This window comes from Arthrobacter sp. Y81 (assembly GCF_002929335.1).
Lineage (GTDB): Bacteria > Actinomycetota > Actinomycetes > Actinomycetales > Micrococcaceae > Arthrobacter.
In genome coordinates, this window is sequence record NZ_PJIL01000037.1 from 1 (window position 1) to 17,976 (window position 17,976).

A 17,976-nucleotide genomic window follows, 5' to 3' on the forward strand; every position below is an offset into this window, starting at 1 on the left:
TTCTTGACCAGGTTCTTGAGCTGGACGAACTCCGGGCCCATCTGGACCTTGGCTTTGATCCAATCCGGCTTACGTTCCACCGGAGTGGCCGCATTTCGCTGCTCAATGCGCAGCATCTTCCGGCCTTCTGGTGCCAGTGTCACAGTAGAGCTCCTTCGGGGATTGAAACGAGTGCTTCTTCGTGCTTGCGGAATTCTTCCACGAACCGGTCCGCGATATCGCCGGGGGCGATGTTCCTGCCCGCTTCGATCGACATCGTGGTGACGCCGGCGTCGGTAATGCCGCAGGCAATGATCTGGGCATACGGTGCCAGATCATTGTTGCAGTTGATGGCGACGCCGTGCATTGTGACCCCGTCCAGGACCCGGATGCCGATCGCGGCAATCTTACGGTCCGGTCCCTTGCTGTCAGCCTTGATCCACACGCCGGCGCGTCCCTTGATCCGCTCGGCGTTGATGCCGTAGTCGGCCATGACCGCGATCATGACGGCTTCGAGCCGCTCCACGTAATCGCGGATGCCGGACCGGTTCTTAAGCTTGAGGATCGGATAGGCGATCAACTGGCCGGGACCGTGCCAGGTCAGCTTGCCGCCGCGGTCCACGGCCACGACGGGTGTTCCGTCGAACGGCCGTTCGTGGTCTTCTGTGAGCTTGCCGGCCGTATAGACGGCGGCGTGCTCGAGGAGCAGGACTGTGCTGGGCGCCTCAGCTGCGACGACTTTGTCATGGAGTTCGCGCTGGATGTCCCAGCCCTTCATGTAATCAACGAAATCCGGAGCAAGACCCAGCGTGGAAAACTCAAGAGTCATGGCATCCAGCTTAGACCCCGTCCGCCGTGGTACCCGATTCTGTGGTCAACCTCTCACCGAGGACCGCCGAAGGGTGAGGGTACCTGTGGATAACTTCTGCGGGGTTCTGCCGATTCCGCTATTCCTTGGGTATGGAGAAAATCGAGCACGACGGCGGCACGTACGACGGCGATGCGGCACCTCCTGACGGGGCCGCGACCCACGATGTGCCGGGCGGGCCGCCTCGAGGAGAGGCCCCGGAGGTTCCCGGTTATGTGGTGGGCCGGGAACTCGGCCGCGGCGGAAGCGCCAGCGTGTGGCTTGTCCGGGAGGAACGGACCCTCCGTGAGTTTGCGGTGAAGTGCTTCGACCCGCCGGAAATCGTGTCACCGTCAGTGCGCGACGCCGGTGATCCCGGTATGGTGCGGCGGGGCAGGGAGGACAACGTACGCCGTGAACTGAGGATTCTCTCCACACTGGATCATGATCACCTGGTGAAGGCGCACCAGGTGGTCCGGCTCCGCGGGGCAGCCGACGGCGGCCTGGGGCTGGTCATGGACTACGCGGCAGGCGGATCCCTGGCCCAACTCGTCAACTGCCGTGGCCCGCTGGGCGTGGGGGAGACCGTAACGGTCCTGACGCCTATTGCCCAGGCCCTGGGGTACCTGCACGGCAAGGGCTTCATGCACTCTGATGTCGCGCCAGGCAACGTGTTGTTCACCGCCCACGGCAAGCCCCTGCTGGCGGACCTTGGCATCACTCGCATGGTGGGCGACGCAGCGGCCCCCTTCCCTGCCGGTACTGATGGGTTCCTGGACCCGGCGCCGGTGGACGCCCTGAGGGCGGGGCTGCAGCCCGAACGGGATGTCTACTCGGCTGCGGCCCTCGGCTGGTACTGCCTGACCGGGAAGGCGCCTGAGCGCGGCCCAAGCCGTCCGCCGCTGTCCCTTGTGGTCCCGGATGTGCCCGCCGCCCTGGCCGCCGCGTTGGAAGCGGGCCTGAAGGAGGACCGGCGGGAACGGCCTACGGCCTTGGAATTCGCGGCTGCCATCTATAGAAGCGCGGACGCCGCCCCGGTGGACCTTGCCGGTGCTGTCCACCCCACGGTGTTGCCCGAGCTGCTGACCCGCCGCAACCTTCCGCCGTCACGCGCCGCCCGCCGTGCAGCGACGCTCCGCGCCTGGCGCCGCCGCCTGGGCGCTGCGGGCGGTCCAGTCAAACGGAAAGGCCGCGCCCCGGGCCGGCATGCCGGGGGAAAACGGCCGTGGGTCCGCGCTGCGGTGGCAGCACTTGCCTGCACGGGGATCGCGTCCGCGTGGTTCCTGGCCGGGTCACAGCAGGCAGCCGCCCCGGATTCGGTGCAAGCGCCGCCGGGACTGGCACAAGATGTACTGCCGGGGACCGCCGGCGACCCGGTGCAAACGGATGCCAGGCAGCTGGCGCTGTCGCAAAAGCCCGAAGAAGCGGCCCGGGGGCTGGCACAGCTAAGATCTGCTGCATTCAGCTCAGGGAAACTCGAGCTCCTCGACGAGGTCAATCTGGAGAATTCCCCGGCAGCCGCGGCCGATGCCAGGATCAGCGGACGGCTCCGTGACTCCGGACATGTCCTGGCCGGCTTCGACACCACCTTGACGCGTGCCGAGACAGAGCCTGACGGCTCCGGCTCGCGGGCCGTCGTCGCCATCACGGCGGTCACCTCCGCCTACCGGGAGACCGATGCCGGTGGAAGTGTCGTGGCCGCGGAAGCCGCCGGTTCGGAGCAGCGGCTACGCCTGGTCCTGATCAGTTACGGCGGGCGCTGGCGGATCCAGGAGATCCTGCCTGCGAGCTAGTTGACTTACGCCTGGTTCCGGCCGGTGGCCCAGGCCGCTGCCTGGGCTAGCGAGGGATGCTGCCATTTGAATCCGGCCTCGGCCAGCATGGCGGGCTCCATGCGCTGGCTTCCCAGCAGGAGTTCATCGGCCAGTTTGCCCATGACCAGACGCAGAACCGGAGCGGGAACCCGGAACAGGGCCGGCCGGTGGAGTGCGCCGGCAAGCCTGGCAACCAGGGCATTGACGTCCGCGGTTTCCGGGGCGCAAAGGTTGACCGGGCCGGCCAGCGGTGCCGACAACAGGAAACCGAACGCGGAGGACACATCGGGCAGCGTCATCCAGGGCCAGCATTGCCTGCCGTTTCCCAACGGGCCGCCGACGCCCAGCCGGAGCAAAGGCAGCAGCCGTCCCAGCGCGCCTCCGGACCTGCTGAGGACCACCCCCGTCCGGGGCGTGACAACACGGACGCCTGCCGGGGCCCCGTGTGCGGCTGCTTCCCACTCATGGCAGATCCGTGCCATGATGCCGCTGCCGTTCGGCGAGTTCTCGCGAAGCACGGCGCTACCGCGGTCACCGTAATAGTTGGAACCTGATTGGCTGATGAAGACCTGCGGCGGCTGCTCCAGCTTCGCCATCGCCGCTGCCAGGGTGCGGGTCGGGTCCAGCCTTGAGCGGAACAGCTCATCAATGCGTCGCCGGGTCCATGGGCGGTCGCCGATACCGGCCCCGGACAGGTTGATGACGGCGTGCGCGCCTTCAAGATGGGCGGGATCAAGCTGCCCAGCCGCAGGATCCCATCGAAATTCGCCGGCCGTTGCCGGTGCCCTGCGCACCAGCCGGATGACTTCGTGGCCACCGGAGCGCAGATGGGCGGACAGGTCGCTTCCGATGAGGCCTGAGGCGCCGGCCATGATGATTCGCATGATCCATCTCACCATGCCCGGCACGGCCGCGGAACCTCCCGACCGGCCTGCCGACTTTGACTATGATCGAACGATGACCTCTTCGAGCTACTTTCGTTTCCCGCATCTGCACGGCGATCTGGTCACCTTCGTGGCCGAAGACGACGTCTGGATTGCACCCCTGGACGGAGGCCGCGCCTGGCGTGTTTCCTCCCTTCAGCTGCCCGCCCGCAACCCGCGCTTTACGCCCGACGGCAAGCGCCTGGTATGGACCGTGGTGCAAGGAACGGCGCCGGAAGTTGTCACCGCGGATGTCGGGGGCGGCGGGTACCGGCAGCTGACGTACTTCGGCCACAGCTCGACCCGGGTCAAGGGCTTCACCGCTGCGGGCGACGTCCTCGTCACCAGCGCGTTCCGGCAGGCCGAAAGCCGCCACACGCATGCCTACAGCGTCCCGCTCGAAGGCGGCTGGTCGGAGGAACTGGCGTTCGGACCGGTCGAGTCGGTGGCGTTCGGCCCTGAGGTCGGCGATGAGCGCCCCGTGGTGGTGGCCAGTGTGCTCTCACGCGAGCCTGCCTGGTGGAAGCGCTACCGCGGCGGAACCGCCGGAAAGCTCTGGATCGACGCCGACGGCAACGGCGAGTTCGAACGGCTCGTCCCGGAACTGGACGGCAACCTGGCGGATCCCATGTGGGTTGACGGAAGGGTGGCCTTCGTTTCCGACCACGAAGGCTACGGGAACCTGTACTCGGTGCTCCCCAACGGCAGCGGGCTGCGCCGCCACACCGATCACGAAGATTTCTATGTGCGCCACGCCGCCACGGACGGCAAGCGCGTGGTGTTCGAATCCGCCGGCGAGCTCTGGCTGCTTCCCGACCTGGGTTCCGACGCGGTCAAGCTCGACATTTCGCTGGGATCGGCCTCCCAGGGGCGGAGGCTGGCACTCCTGAAGACCGCCCGTCACCTTGGCGCTGTCATTCCGGACCACACCGGTTCCTCCAGCGCCGTGGAGGCGCACGGCACCATCCACTGGCTCCGCCACAAGGACGGACCGTCCCGCGTTGTGGAGGCCACACCGGGTGTTCGTGCCCGCCTGCCGAGGCCGCTGGGCGAGGGCCGCATTGCCTATGTTGCCGACCATGACGGCGTGGAGGCCCTGTACATCAACGAAATCGCTCCGCAAGTGGCGAGTGCGCAGGCCGCGCCGGCCACACGGCCCCAGCCGGCAGCAGCCGGGGAGGAGCCGGGAACGCCGCTGCCCAAGCCCGTCCCGGCGTCGGGGATGAACCGTCCGGGCGTCGAGTCGCCTGCGGGCGAAGACTCTGCGCCCGAGTCCGTTCCCGTCGCTGTTGGAAACACAGCTGGCGGAAACACAGCCGACGGAAACACTGCCGTAGCACAGGGTGCCGAGGGCGCGGGAGACGTTGCGGGCGGAGCACCGGCAGATGCGGCCCGCACCGCAGGCGGCGGGGCCGTCGCGGGGGCCGCGCGCCTCAAGAAGGTCGATTTCCCCAAATCCACCCGGGCGAGTGCCATGGAGGCCAGCCCGGATGGCCGCACCCTGGCCGTGGGGACCTCCTTTGGCGATGTCTATCTGGCCGACACCCGGACCGGGAGCATCAAGCTCGTCACCAGCATCGGCGAGGGCACGATCGACGGCCTGTGCTGGTCGCCGGACTCGGCCTGGCTCGGGTGGTCAGAGCCGGTCACTTCCTTTGGCTCACGCAGCCGGCTCCGGATCGTCCGGGTGGACGATCCCGAGTTCAAGGTCGTGGACGTCACGGACGGACGCTTCCGCGACGCCTCGCCGTCCTTTACCCCTGACGGCAAATTCATCGCGTTCCTCTCGAACCGCAGTTTTGACCCCGTCTACGACGGACACTCCTTTGATCTGTCCTTCCCCAGCCCCATCAAGCCCTACTTGGTGGCGCTCGCTGCCGACACGCCGTCGCCGTTTGGCCCCTCGGTGGACCTTGTGGACGGACCGGACGGTGAAACCGGCCCGGGTGCCGATGGAAACCAGGCCGGCGGAGCTGGTGACGGCGTGCCTGCTGTCCGGGTGGATGCTGAAGGACTGGCCCACCGCGTGATCGGAGTTCCGGTCCCGCAGGGCAACTATTCGGCCCTCGAGGCTACGCCCGGCGCTTTGCTCTGGCTGGACAATGCACTCGCCGGCGTCACCGGCGACGGCCGGGCCACGACGGACGACAAGGACGCCGCACCGGGACTGGTGCGTTTTGACATGGCCAAGCGCAAAGCGGCCACCATCGTGGACGCCCTTGACAGCTACCGGGTGTCCGGTGACGGCAGGAAGGTGGTCTTCCTGCAGGACAAGCAGATCCGGGTGGCTCCTGCCGACGCCAAGGCCGACGAGGACTCCGGCCATTTGGTGAAGGTTGATGTCAGCCGCATCCGTGTGCTCATGCATCCGCTGAGCGTGTGGGGCCAGGCGTTTGACGAAGCCTGGCGGCTCCAGCGTGACTTCTTCTGGACCGAGGACATGGCCGGACAGGACTGGGAGTCAGTGCACCGCCGTTACCGTCCCCTCGTGGACCGGCTGGGGTCGCATGACGACCTCGTGGACCTGTTGTGGGAACTGCACGGCGAACTGGGGACATCCCACGCCTATGTTCGTCCGGTGGCTGTCACTGAAAACGGCAGCAACGGGCAGGGCCGCCTGGGCGCGGACCTGGCTTTCACCGGGGCGGGCTGGGAAATCACCCGCATCCTGGCGGGCGAGTCTTCGGATCCGCTCGCAACCTCTCCGTTGACGCGGCCGGGAGCGGACGCCAAGGCCGGGGACATCCTGCTCGCCATCGACGGGGTGGAACTGTCCGAAACACTGACTCCCGCCATGCAGCTCGTCGGTGCGGCGGGAAGGGCCGTGGAGCTGACCCTCCGCAACGGCGCAGCCCACGGCGAGGCGGCAGGCGAGCAGCGCCGCATTGCCGTGGTGCCGGTCAAGGACGAGGAGCGGCTCCGCTACCAGGAGTGGGTTGCCGGCAACCGGCGGACGGTGCGTGAAGCGTCCGGCGGAACCTACGGCTACCTCCATATCCCGGACATGATGGCAAACGGCTGGGCGCAGCTGCACCGCGACCTTGACACCGAGACCGCCCTGGACGGACTGATCGTGGACGTCCGGCGCAACCGCGGCGGCCACACATCCCAGCTTGTCGCCGAGCTCATCGGCCGCAAGGTGACGGGATGGAGCATGCCGCGCGGCGAAAAGCCCCGGACCTACCCGCACCACGCACCGCGCGGGCCGGTGGTGATCCTGACGGACGAGTTTGCCGGTTCGGACGGGGACATCATCACCCAGGTGTCCAAGCTCCGCGGCATCGGTCCGGTCATCGGCACCCGTACCTGGGGCGGCGTGGTGGGCATCGATAACCGTTTCTCCCTCGCGGACGGAACCGGAGTGACGCAGCCGCGCTACGCCACCTGGTTCAGCGGGGGAGTGGGCTGGGGTGTTGAGAACTTCGGCGTGACCCCGGATATTGAGGTGACGTTCCCGCCGCATGCCTACGCCGCAGGCACGGACCCCCAGCTGGAATACGGCATCGGTGCCCTGAAGGAAATGATCCAGGAACTTCCCACGGACCGTCCGCCGCTGCGTGAAGGCTACCGGCGGCTGCTCCCGGCGCCCCTGCCCGCCCGCACCAAGCAGGGCTAAGCCGGCCGCCGGCCGGGACACACAAAGGCCCCGTTTCCTGCCCTGATCATCAGGGCAGGAAACGGGGCCTTTGCCGTGCGGCTGCCGGAGCGGCCGCACGGCTGAAGCCTAGGAAGCTGCGAGTGTGGCTTCCATGGTGATGTCGATGCTGGCCAGTGCGCCGGAAACAGGGCAGCCGACCTTGGCTTCCGCGGCGATCTTCTGGAAGTCCTCTTCGGAAATACCCGGGATCTTGGCGCTCACGGTCAGGTGGCTGCCGGTGATGCCGGTGCCCGGCACGAAGGTGACATCGGCCTTGGTGTGGACCTCGTCAACGGTGAAGCCGGCCTGGCTGAGCGCGAGGCTGAACGCCATGGAGAAGCAGGCCGAGTGGGCTGCGGCGATCAGCTCTTCGGGGCTGGTCTTACCTTCCGACTGTTCTGCGCGGGCACGCCAAGTGACCTCATAGGTGCCCAGTCCGGAGCTGTCCAGCGTGGTGTTGCCGGACCCCTCGAACAGGTCGCCGTTCCATACGGTGTGCGCGGTGCGTGTTGCTGCCATATCCACTCCTCAGCTTAGATTTGATCCGGTCGGGGCTTCCGCCCAAACCTTCCGGATCAATCCTATGGATTCAGGACCCGCAGCGCACGGGCTGTCCGCTGTCAGAGGATTATGACCGTCTACACTGGCGCCATGGGAACCCAACGCCGCAGGAACCAGGCCGCTGACATTTCACCGCAGGCGCGGATCGCCGCCATCATGGTCAACGCGGGGAACGCCGAAGAGCTGGCCACATTCTGGGCGGCGCTGCTCGGCACCACCGTTTCTGCACGCTTTGACCAGTTCGTCTGGCTGAAGCCGGCATCGCCGGGTGCACCGCAGCTGGCCTTCCAGGAGGTCCCTGATGCCACACCGGGACGGCGGCGGCTGCACCTTGATGTCCACGGCCCCGATCCGGACGGCCTGCGCGCCCACGCTGAATCGTTGGGCGCGGTCTTTGTGGAAGGACATGACATCGGCGACTTCCACTGGGACGTAATGCATGATCCCGAAGGCAACGAATTCTGCATCGCCCGGGACTGACCAGCCCGGGACTGACCAGCCCGCAGTCGAGAGGCGGGAACGACGACGGCGACGCCCCCTGGCCGGGAGCGTCGCCGTCGTCGTTGGTCGCCGGGGTCGTTGAAGCAGTTACTGCCAGAGAGTGGCGATAGCCACGTTCAGCAGCGCCAGGCCGCCCACGCTGTGGGCCAGGCCCTTGCTGATCGGCTCATCCTTCTTGTACTTGCGGCGGCCGATGAAGGCCAGCACGCCGACAGCCAGTGCAATGGCGAACTTGATGCCGAGCTTGAAGTAGTTCGCGTCCATGTCCAGGGCCGGAATGAGCCCCATCATCACGATGCCGGTGATGAGCTGCAGGGCGGCGCCGTCGAACTGGCGGGGGTGCACCGTGGGCTTTTTCATGTTGCCGATCCAGATGCCGACAATCATCGCTGCGCCGACGATGTGGAGGAAGACCATGATGTTATAAACGATGTCCATGGGGCCAGTCTAGCCAGAGGGTTCTACGCTTCGTAGTAAGCCCCGCGGGAAGCTTTGGCGACGATTCGGTAACCAAAAAGGCGGCGGTGCAGGCCATCCGGTGGTTTCCCACCGGGCCTGAACCGCCGCCGTTGTTTGACGCTAAGGCTTACAGCCCCAGATCCGCCTCGAAGGCACCTTCTTCAAGGCGGGCCTTCAGGGTCTGCAGGAAGCGGCCCGCATCAGCGCCGTCCACCAGGCGGTGGTCGTACGTCAGGGACAGGTACATCATGGAGCGGATAGCGATCGAGTCGTCACCGTTCTCATCGGCCACCACCACGGGGCGCTTGACGATCGCGCCGGTGCCGAGGATGCCGACCTGCGGCTGGTTGATGATCGGGGTGTCGAACAGTGCGCCGACAGAACCGATGTTGGTAATGCTGAACGTTCCGCCGGACAGCTCGTCCGGGCCGATCTTGCCGTCGCGGGTGCGGCCTGCGACGTCGGCGATCTTGCCGGCCAGGCCGGCAAGGTTCAGGCTGCCGGCATCGGAGATGACCGGAACCAGGAGGCCCTTGTCCGTGTCCACGGCAATGGCCAGGTGCTCGGCGTTGTGGTAGGTGATTTCCTGCTTGTCTTCGTCGTAGGCAGCGTTCACCTTCGGGTGCTGCTTCAGCGCCTCGGCTACCGCCTTGGCGATGAACGGCAGGAAGGTCAGCTTCACGCCGTTCTGTGCCTGGAAGGAGTTCTTTGCCTTGAGGCGCAGCTTGGCAATCTTGGTCATGTCCACTTCGTGGACCTGCGTCAGCTGGGTGGAGATGTCCAGGGACTCGCGCATGCGGCGGGCAATGACCTGGCGGATGCGCGGTGCCTTCTGCACGGTGCCGCGCAGCGACGAGGCCGCGGCGGAAACCGGGGCAGCCGTTGCGGAGGATGCCGGTGCCGCGGCGGCAGGAGCCGGAGCTGCCTTGGCCTCGGCCGCAGCAATCACGTCCTGCTTGCGGATGCGACCGCCCACGCCGGTGCCGGTCAGGGAGGAGATGTCCACGCCCTGCTGGTTGGCGAGCTTGCGCACCAGGGGAGTGACGTAGCCGGACTCGGCCGGTGCTGCTTCTGCGGCAGGTGCCGCTGCGGCTGCCTGTGCCGGAGCCGGTGCGGCCGCGGCTTCCTGCTGGGGAGCTGCGGGTGCTTCGGCCTTGGCCTCGGCTGCCGGAGCTTCCTGCTTCGGAGCCTCGGCGGCGGGAGCCTCCTGCTTCGGAGCCGGTGCGGCGGGTGCAGCAGCGGGCGCGGCTGCGCCGGAGCCGATAACAGCAAGAACGGAACCAACTTCGGCGGTCTCGTCCTCGTTGACGCGGATCTCCTGCAGCGTGCCGGCAACCGGCGACGGGATCTCGGTGTCCACCTTGTCGGTGGATACCTCGAGGAGGGGCTCGTCAACCTCGACGGTGTCGCCGACGGCCTTCAGCCAGCGGGTCACGGTGCCTTCGGTGACGGATTCGCCGAGGGCCGGCAGGGTAACTTCGTGGCTCTCGCCGGAGGCGGCCGGAGCGGCTTCCGCGGCCGGGGCCTCGGCAGCTGCAGGAGCCTCGGTGGAGGGCGCTTCTTCAGCGGCGGGTGCTTCTTCGGCTGGCGCCTGCTCTGCGGGAGCTGCTTCTTCGGAAGCACCGGCCGAACCGGAGCCGTCACCAATGCGGACGAGCGGGGCGCCGACTTCGGCGGTCTCATCTTCGGCGACGAGGATTTCCTCAATCACGCCAGCAATCGGAGAGGGGATTTCGGTGTCTACTTTGTCGGTGGAAACCTCGAGCAGCGGCTCGTCTACCTCTACCCGGTCACCTACCTGCTTGAGCCAGCGGGTGACGGTTCCTTCGGTGACACTCTCACCGAGGGCGGGCAAGTTAACGGATTCAGACATGTCGTCCCCGTTCTCCTTATTGATCTTTAGTGCGGATGATTGCTGCCTTGTTCGAGCTTAGTGCACCCTGCGGATCATGCCGGGTGCACTAAGCTCAGTGTTCTTGCGGTGGTGCGGGCGGTATTACTACCCGTGGAGGGCTTTGCCCGCGAGGGCAAGGTGGGCCTCGCCGAGGGCCTCGTTCTGGGTCGGGTGGGCGTGCAGCAGCTGTGCCACGTCCTCCGGGTAAGCTTCCCAGTTCACGATCAGCTGGGCTTCGCCGATCTGCTCACCCATGCGGGAGCCGATCATGTGGACGCCGACGACCGGGCCGTCCTTCTGGCGGACCAGCTTGACCAGGCCGCCGGTGCCGAGGATGGAGCTCTTGCCGTTGCCGGCGAGGTTGTACTCCTGGATTTCCACCTGGTCGTCACCGAACTTTTCCTTGGCGCCCTTCTCCGTGTAGCCCACAGTGGCGATTTCGGGCTCGGAGTAGGTGACCTTGGGGATGTTGACGTCTTCAACGATGACGGGCTTCAGGCCGGCGATTTCCTCGGCCACGAAAATGCCCTGCTGGTAGCCGCGGTGGGCCAGCTGGACGCCCGGGACGATGTCGCCCACGGCGTAGACGTTGCCGACGCCGGTGTGCAGGCGCTCGTTGGTGATGACGAAGCCGCGGTCGATGGTGATGCCGGCGTCTTCGTAGCCAAGGTTGGCGGTTACCGGTCCGCGGCCGACGGCCACGAGGAGCAGTTCGGCTTCGAAGGTCTTGCCGTCGACGAGGGTGACCTTGACGCCGTCGTTGCTCTGCTCAACGCCCTGGAAGAAGACTCCGGTGGAGAACTTGATGCCGCGCTTCTTGAACGCGCGCTCGAAGTTCTTGACGATCGCGGCGTCCTCGTTGGGGACCAGCGAGGGCAGGCCTTCAACGATGGTGACGTCCACGCCGAAGGACTTCCAGACCGAGGCGAACTCGACGCCGATGACGCCGCCGCCCAGGATGATCGCGCTCTTGGGGATGTAGTCCATGGTCAGTGCTTCGTCGGAGGTGATGACCTTGCCGCCGATTTCCAGTCCCGGCAGCGTGCGTGAGTACGAGCCCGTGGCGAGGACGATGTTCTTGCCCTTGTAGGCAGTGCCGTTCACGACGACGGTGTCGGTGCCCTGCAGCTTGCCTTCACCTTCGATGACGGTGATGCCCTTGGACTTGATCAGGCCCTGCAGGCCCTTGAACTTGCCGGCGACGATGCCGTCTTTGTAGGCGTTGACAGCGCTCATGTCGATGCTGTCCAGGGTGACGTTGACGCCGTACTTCGCGGAGTCGCGGGCGTGGTCGGCGAGCTCGGCGGAGTGCAGGAGTGCCTTGGTGGGGATGCAGCCATTGTGCAGGCAGGTGCCCCCGAGTTTCCCCTTCTCCACGAGGCCTACGGTGAGGCCAAGCTGAACAGCGCGGAGGGCTGTGGCGTAACCGCCGCTGCCGCCGCCGAGTACCAGGATGTCGAATTCTTGCGCAGTTGCCTGATCGGCCACTTATACGCTCCCTCGCGTGAACGATGACACGAGAGTACGCATCATCTGGTCTTGGAACTTGCTCTGCCGTGATTATGTCAGCAGGCCGGTTCTCTTGCATTTGTGACTACCGCAGTTCACCTTAGCGAACCACTTATCCATGCTCCACCTTGTCACGGCGTTTGTGGAGCGCTTGTGTCGAGTGTCACGCGGCTTTGTGGCCGACGGATCATGGACCCGGCCACAAAGCCGCGTATGACACATGCAGACGCTTAGGCGGAAGCCGCCAGGACGTCTTCGACATATGCCACGAGGGTGCGGACAGTGCAGCCCGTGCCCTGCTTGGGGGTGTAGCCGTAGGGGCCGCCGTTATTAAACGACGGGCCCGCGATGTCGATGTGGGCCCACGGAATCTGCTCGCCGTCCTTGCCCTTGCCGACGAATTCACGCAGGAACACTGCGGCGGTCATCATGCCGCCGTGGCGCTCACCGATGTTGGCGAGGTCCGCCACCTCGGAATCGAGGCTGGCGCGGAGCTCGTCCGGCAGAGGCATCGGCCACACCAGCTCGCCGGCGCGGTCAGCCGCAGCCTTCAGCGGGCCGGTGACGCTGTCCGAACCCATAACTCCGGCGGTCCGGTTGCCCAGGGCGATCAGCTGCGCGCCGGTCAGGGTGGCGACGTCGATGATGGCGTCCGGGTACTCCTGGCTGGCGGCCACGATGCCGTCCGCCATGACCAGGCGGCCTTCGGCATCCGTATTAAGGACCTCGACGGTCTTGCCGCCGAACATGGTGAGGACGTCCGCCGGGCGCTGCGCGGCACCGGAGGGCATGTTTTCGGCAATGCAGAGCCACGCGGTGGCTTTTACGGGCAGGCCGAGGCCTGCGATCGCCAGCACGGTGTTAAGCACGACGGCGGCGCCCGCCATGTCGCTCTTCATGTCGCCCATGCCGAGGGCGGGCTTAATGGAGATGCCGCCGGTGTCAAAGGTGATGCCCTTGCCGACGAGGGCGATCTTGGCGGTGGCCTTGGACGGCGCGTACTCCACCTTGACCAGGCGCGGCTGCCTGGTGGATCCCTTGCCAACGCCCATGATCCCGCCGAAGCCCTCCTTTTCGAGGCGCTTCTCGTCCCACACGGTCACCTTGACCGGCAAGCCCTTGGAGAGTTCCTTGGCGGCATCGGCAAAGGACTCGGGGAACAGGTGGCTGGGCGGCTGGTTCACCAGCGAGCGGGTGGCGTTGACGGCCTTCCCGATCAGGGCGGCACGGTTCAGCAGGGGCTGCAGGTCCTTGTTTCCAGCGAAGTCCGTGGAAATCACCACATTCTGCACCGGATCCTTGCGGCCGTTGGCGGAGGAGCGGTACTCGGTGAAGGAGTAGGAACCCATGGCGGCGCCTTCGGCGATGGCCGCTACGTCGGCGAGTGACGCCGTCGGAAGCGCCAGCGTCACGGTGGTGAGGCCGGCAAGCTGGCGGACTGCGGAGCCCGCCGCACGTCGCAGCGCCTCCTCCGAGAGCTTGCGTTCGGGACCCGGCTTGCCGACTCCAGCCAGTACCAGGACGGCTGCGCCGGCTTCGGGGAGGCCCGGGAGCCTGTGGACCTGGTCGGCCGCGCCGGTGAGGCCAAGAACCTTCAGGGACTCCGCGATGGCCTCGGCGGACTTGGCCGTCAGCGGGTTGTCCAGCAGCACGGGACCGTCGGGCCCCTGTGCCACTCCAATGACCAGAGCGTCCGTCGGCGACTTCTTAACGTCACGCGCAATGACGCTAAGTTTGATTTCAGTATTCTTGACCACGAGGATCAGTCCTCAATTCTCTGTGATTTTCGGCAGGAAGCGCATGTTGGGCGCCCCGCCATGGGAACCGGCCGTCGTCGGCTTGAGACGCAACCCGGTGTCTGCAAGGCCGTCCGTAGGGCCAGTTCCGATCGTAGTCTCTCCGCCCGGGCCGCGCTGAATCTCATGAGACCTGCAACACACCGCCGGTGGAACGGCTCGGTGCGGAATGCTTCGGGCGGCCGGTGCGTTGTAAGAAATATCCGGCGGATCTGCGCGGAGGCCTTGGCGCACGTGCCACTGAATCTGCTTATCGGGTTGCCGCCCCTACGGTGCTGACGCACCCCGCCCCCGCCGCCACTTCGAAAGGAACATGCCGTGCTTGAACGGATTTCCGGCTCCCTGCTGGACCCCGACGCTCTCTATGTGAGCAACGCCGAGCTGTTCGACAGCCCGTCACTTCGCGGGCTCAATCTGGTGATGGGCTTCACGGGATTCGCTGACGCCGGCCACGTGGTCAAGCAGATCACCACCGAGCTGCTGGACACCCTCGATTCGGAGCCGGTCGCCGTCTTCGACGCCGACCAGCTGATCGACTACCGTACGCGCCGTCCGCACGTCACGTTCGTCGAGGACCACCTCCAGGATTACCAGGCCCCCAAGCTGGCCCTCTACCGGCTCGTCGACGGGCTGGGGAGTCCGTACCTCTTCCTGGCCGGCTTCGAACCCGACCTCCAGTGGGAACGGTTCGTCCGCGCCGTGGTCCGGATCGTCGAGCACCTGGACGTGAACCTGGTGACGTGGATCCACTCCATCCCGATGCCGGTACCCCACACCCGACCGGTGGGGGTTACCGTTCACGGCAACCGCCCTGAGCTCATCGAGGGAATTTCCGTCTGGAAACCCACGGTGGAAGTTCCCGCGGCCGTGGGCCACATTCTTGAACTGCGTCTCACCGAAGCCGGCCGTAATATTGTCGGGTACGTCATCCACGTCCCGCATTACCTGGCCGAAGCCGAATACCCCAACGCCGCCGTGGCCGGCCTGGAGTACCTGGGGGCAGCCACCTCGCTGATGCTGCCCACCGACCGCCTGCGTGAGGCCGGCCGGGAGGTGGGGCGCCAGATCGCCGAGCAGCTTAATGCATCCGAGGACGTGCAGCAGGTGGTGTCCCGCCTGGAGACCCGCTACGACGAGAAGGCGGAGGGGACGGTGCGCCGTTCGCTGCTCGCAGATGAAAACGATGAACTTCCCAACGCTGACGCGCTCGGAGCAGCGGTGGAAGCCTACCTCGCCCGTAAAGAACCCGGACAATAAATCCTATTTTTCCGGCCGCAGGCATAATGGGTAGGTGACTGCACCCCGCGCCTGGCTCATCTGGACCGTCGGGATATTCGCGTACCTCGTTGCCGTCAGCCAGCGCACTTCGTTTGGCGTCGTGGGCCTCGAGGCGACGGAACGGTTCCACGCCACCGCAGCGGAGATCTCCTTCTTCACCGTGCTGCAGCTCCTCGTCTACGCAGGCCTGCAGATCCCGGTAGGGGTGCTCGTTGACCGCCTGGGATCGCGGACCATGATCGCCGGCGGAGCCGTCCTGATGGGCCTTGGCCAGCTTCAGCTCGCCTTCGCGGACAACATTCCCGGCGGCGTGCTCGGCCGCGTACTGGTGGGTGCCGGGGACGCCATGACGTTCATTTCCGTGATCCGGCTGATACCCCTGTGGTTCGCCCCGGCCAGGGTACCGCTCATCACGCAGCTGACCGGAATGTCGGGCCAGCTCGGGCAGCTCTTCAGCGTGGTCCCGTTCGCGATGATCCTCCACTCCGCCGGATGGACCCCCGCGTTCCTGACCCTCGCGGCGATGTCCGGGCTCGCTGTTGTCCTGGTACTGGCCGCGCTGAAGGACCAGCCGCCCGGACACCCGCGCCCGGCACCAGGCCAGGGGCTGAAGGCCACCGGCATCTCCCTTTCCAGCGCCTGGCGGCAACCGGGCACGCGGCTGGGGCTGTGGAGCCACTTCACCATCCAGTTCAGCGGCACGGTGTTTGCCATGACCTGGGGCTACCCGTTCCTGATCTCCGCGCAAGGCCTCGATACAGGCACCGTGTCCGGGCTGATGGCCATATACGTCGCCGCCGCCATCGCGGCAGGACCGCTGATTGGCAGGTTCGTCTCCCGGCATCCGCTGCGGCGATCCACCATGGTGCTCCTGATTGCCGCCACCACCGCGGCAGCCTGGGCAGCCGTGCTGCTGGTGCCGGGCCGCTCGCCGCTCTGGATGCTCGCCGGGCTGGTGGTCGTTCTGGCCATCGGCGGTCCGGGCTCGATGATCGGCTTCGACTTCGCCCGCACCTTCAATCCGGCCCACCGGATCGGAACCGCCACCGGAATCGTCAACGTCGGCGGGTTCATTGCGGCACTGGTGGCCATCTACCTCGTCGGCGTAGTGCTTGACGTCCTCCACGCCAGCGGCTTCTCCCGCGGTGAGCTGTACGGCCTCGATCCGTTCCGGATTGCCCTGAGCGTCCAGTTCGTCCTGATCGGCATCGGCGCGGGGGCGATCATCATCACCCGCCGGAAGGTCCGCCGCCAGATGGCCGCCCAGGGCGTTGTGGTGCCGCCCCTGCTCAAAGCCCTCGCGCAGCAGCGCCGCCGCAACCTGGAACGCCGTCGCGCGGAGTAGGTCCCTGCCCTTTGTCCACATAGGCAAAGTGAACACTGCCGGCGGGCCGCCAGGGGATTCAGTCTGGATGCATGACACCTCCAGAACGACTGACCATCACCGGCCCCGAGGACATCCTGGGCTTCATTCCGCACTCCCTTGGCTACTGGCCGGCCAACAGCCTGGTGGCCATGACCATGCAAGGCAAACGGCTGGGGGCCACCCTCCGCGTCGACCTGCCAGGCCACGACTCCGATTCCGGGCTGCGGCGGTTTTCGCGCACGGTCAGGGACTACCTGGAAGCGGACCATGACGCCGACGGCACCCTCCTGGTGCTCTTCAGCGACGAGGGATGGGCTGGCCGTGCGGGTCCTGATTCCCGGGGTGTCCCCGCCGGTGCGCCGGTGCCGGGGACTCTGGGGAGCCTGCTGGCCGCCCTCGAGGTCGAACTGGAATCCTCCGGCCGGCCGGTCCGTGACGCCTGGTACGTCGGCGAGGCCTTCTGGCGGAACGCGTACTGCCTTGATCCGTCCTGCTGTCCGTTTCCGGGCCGTTCCGTGGATGAGATCAGGGACAGCCGGCTCAATGCCGAGATGGTGTTCCGCGGCAGCAGCGTGGGCGAGGATCCTGCAGGTGCAGCGGGTGTCCTGCCCTCGGACGTAGCCGCCGACCTGTCCGTGATGGACGCCGAACAACGTTGGGCCGGGGAGTTTGCTGCGCGCCGGGGGAGCCGCTCCCAATTCGCGACCATTCTGGACACCTGGGAGCGAGTGCTGGCGGCGGATGCGGGAACCGGCCTTCCGGCCGAGCTGGCCGGGTATCTGCGGGCTTCCCTGTGCATCCCCCATTGGCGGGACGCCGTGCTGGTGATGAGTGCGGCAGGCCGTCAGGCCGCGGAGCAGGGAGCCGAGGACTTCGGGATGTTCGATCCCGACGCCGGCAAGAACGTAATCCCGCCACCGTTTGAACCGCCTGAGCGGAAGCTGCCGGAGGGACCGCCACTGGAGCGCCTGCCGTCGGCCGGTCCGGCGGACGATGCTGCCTGCCCTGTTCCCGCGTACGGGGATGTGCTGCTGGGGCTGGCGCCGCGGTCGCCCCGCTGGGACCGGATGAGGGCCTTGGAGGGTGTCTTGCTGCAGCTCGGTACGGCCGGCGGGGGAGAGGGCGGCGCGGCATCGCTGACGGGACGGGGCTGGATCGAGTGGTGCCGCGGCAGGGGCTCGTTCGCACACGCGCTGTTGGATCAGGCCGTCGGTGCGTATCCCGGTTACCGGCTGGCTGAGCTCCTCGCGGAACTGGTCAGCCGCGGGACGCTGTGCGGCTGGGCCGGGCGCCGAGACGCGGCCTGGCAGAAGTTCGAACCGGATGCGGCCTAGGTGTATTGACCTGAGAGGTTAGTGACGCGGCTGGCCGGTGGCTGACCTTTGAGTGAGGTGTGGCCTCGGTGATGATTG

13 protein-coding genes and 1 pseudogene are annotated in these 17,976 nt (G+C 66.6%); 6 read left to right on the forward strand and 8 right to left on the reverse strand.

Features of this window, described 5'->3' with window-relative positions; translation table 11 throughout:
• Positions 1–143: pseudogene (locus tag CXQ91_RS25580) on the reverse strand (lipoyl synthase); the annotation flags it as partial.
• Positions 140–808, reverse strand: a complete 669-nt coding sequence (lipB, locus tag CXQ91_RS23800) for a lipoyl(octanoyl) transferase LipB (RefSeq protein ID WP_104176320.1) — start codon at positions 806–808, stop codon at positions 140–142. The gene lipB and the pseudogene CXQ91_RS25580, both read right to left, overlap by 4 nt.
• Before the next feature lie 131 nt (positions 809–939).
• Between lipB and CXQ91_RS23805 the strand changes: the two genes are divergently transcribed.
• Positions 940–2,619 (forward strand): serine/threonine-protein kinase, encoded by a 1,680-nt coding sequence (locus CXQ91_RS23805; protein WP_104176321.1) that lies wholly within the window; start codon positions 940–942, stop codon positions 2,617–2,619.
• A 5-nt stretch (positions 2,620–2,624) separates the two neighbouring features.
• Here CXQ91_RS23805 and CXQ91_RS23810 read toward each other — a convergent pair whose 3' ends face one another.
• Positions 2,625–3,524 carry a TIGR01777 family oxidoreductase gene (locus tag CXQ91_RS23810; RefSeq protein ID WP_104176322.1) on the reverse strand — a complete coding sequence of 300 codons (900 nt, stop codon included), beginning with the start codon at positions 3,522–3,524 and terminating at the stop codon, positions 2,625–2,627.
• A gap of 73 nt (positions 3,525–3,597) precedes the next feature.
• Here CXQ91_RS23810 and CXQ91_RS23815 point away from each other — a divergent pair, with 73 nt between their 5' ends.
• Entirely contained in the window at positions 3,598–7,179 is a 3,582-nt protein-coding gene (locus CXQ91_RS23815; protein ID WP_104176331.1) for a S41 family peptidase, read from the forward strand.
• A 108-nt stretch (positions 7,180–7,287) separates the two neighbouring features.
• On the opposite strand, the gene CXQ91_RS23820 is transcribed toward CXQ91_RS23815, so the two are convergent.
• Positions 7,288–7,719, reverse strand: coding sequence for an OsmC family protein (locus tag CXQ91_RS23820; protein ID WP_104176323.1), 432 nt, complete (start codon positions 7,717–7,719; stop codon positions 7,288–7,290).
• A gap of 132 nt (positions 7,720–7,851) precedes the next feature.
• Between CXQ91_RS23820 and CXQ91_RS23825 the strand changes: the two genes are divergently transcribed.
• Entirely contained in the window at positions 7,852–8,241 is a 390-nt protein-coding gene (locus CXQ91_RS23825) for a VOC family protein (RefSeq protein WP_104176332.1), read from the forward strand.
• Between the two features lie 108 nt (positions 8,242–8,349).
• Here CXQ91_RS23825 and CXQ91_RS23830 read toward each other — a convergent pair whose 3' ends face one another.
• The 4 genes from CXQ91_RS23830 to CXQ91_RS23845 form a co-directional block, all read right to left on the reverse strand.
• Positions 8,350–8,700 carry a hypothetical protein gene (locus tag CXQ91_RS23830; RefSeq protein WP_104176324.1) on the reverse strand — a complete coding sequence of 117 codons (351 nt, stop codon included), beginning with the start codon at positions 8,698–8,700 and terminating at the stop codon, positions 8,350–8,352.
• Positions 8,701–8,848: 148 nt separating this feature from the next.
• Positions 8,849–10,594, reverse strand: a complete 1,746-nt coding sequence (sucB, locus tag CXQ91_RS23835; RefSeq protein WP_104176325.1) for a 2-oxoglutarate dehydrogenase, E2 component, dihydrolipoamide succinyltransferase — start codon at positions 10,592–10,594, stop codon at positions 8,849–8,851.
• Between the two features lie 126 nt (positions 10,595–10,720).
• The gene (lpdA, locus tag CXQ91_RS23840) at positions 10,721–12,103 is read right to left on the reverse strand and encodes a dihydrolipoyl dehydrogenase (RefSeq protein ID WP_104176326.1); all 1,383 of its coding nucleotides are present in this window, start codon (positions 12,101–12,103) and stop codon (positions 10,721–10,723) included.
• Between the two features lie 251 nt (positions 12,104–12,354).
• Positions 12,355–13,881 (reverse strand): leucyl aminopeptidase, encoded by a 1,527-nt coding sequence (locus tag CXQ91_RS23845; protein ID WP_104176327.1) that lies wholly within the window; start codon positions 13,879–13,881, stop codon positions 12,355–12,357.
• A gap of 357 nt (positions 13,882–14,238) precedes the next feature.
• Between CXQ91_RS23845 and CXQ91_RS23850 the strand changes: the two genes are divergently transcribed.
• The 3 genes from CXQ91_RS23850 (at position 14,239) to CXQ91_RS23860 (ending at position 17,898) form a co-directional block, all read left to right on the forward strand.
• Positions 14,239–15,177 carry a proteasome assembly chaperone family protein gene (locus CXQ91_RS23850; protein WP_104176328.1) on the forward strand — a complete coding sequence of 313 codons (939 nt, stop codon included), beginning with the start codon at positions 14,239–14,241 and terminating at the stop codon, positions 15,175–15,177.
• Positions 15,178–15,211: 34 nt separating this feature from the next.
• Positions 15,212–16,543 carry a nitrate/nitrite transporter gene (locus CXQ91_RS23855; RefSeq protein ID WP_104176329.1) on the forward strand — a complete coding sequence of 444 codons (1,332 nt, stop codon included), beginning with the start codon at positions 15,212–15,214 and terminating at the stop codon, positions 16,541–16,543.
• Positions 16,544–16,614: 71 nt separating this feature from the next.
• Positions 16,615–17,898: a DUF4192 family protein gene (locus tag CXQ91_RS23860; protein ID WP_104176330.1), complete on the forward strand. Its 1,284-nt coding sequence runs from the start codon at positions 16,615–16,617 to the stop codon at positions 17,896–17,898.
• Positions 17,899–17,976 lie beyond the last annotated feature (78 nt).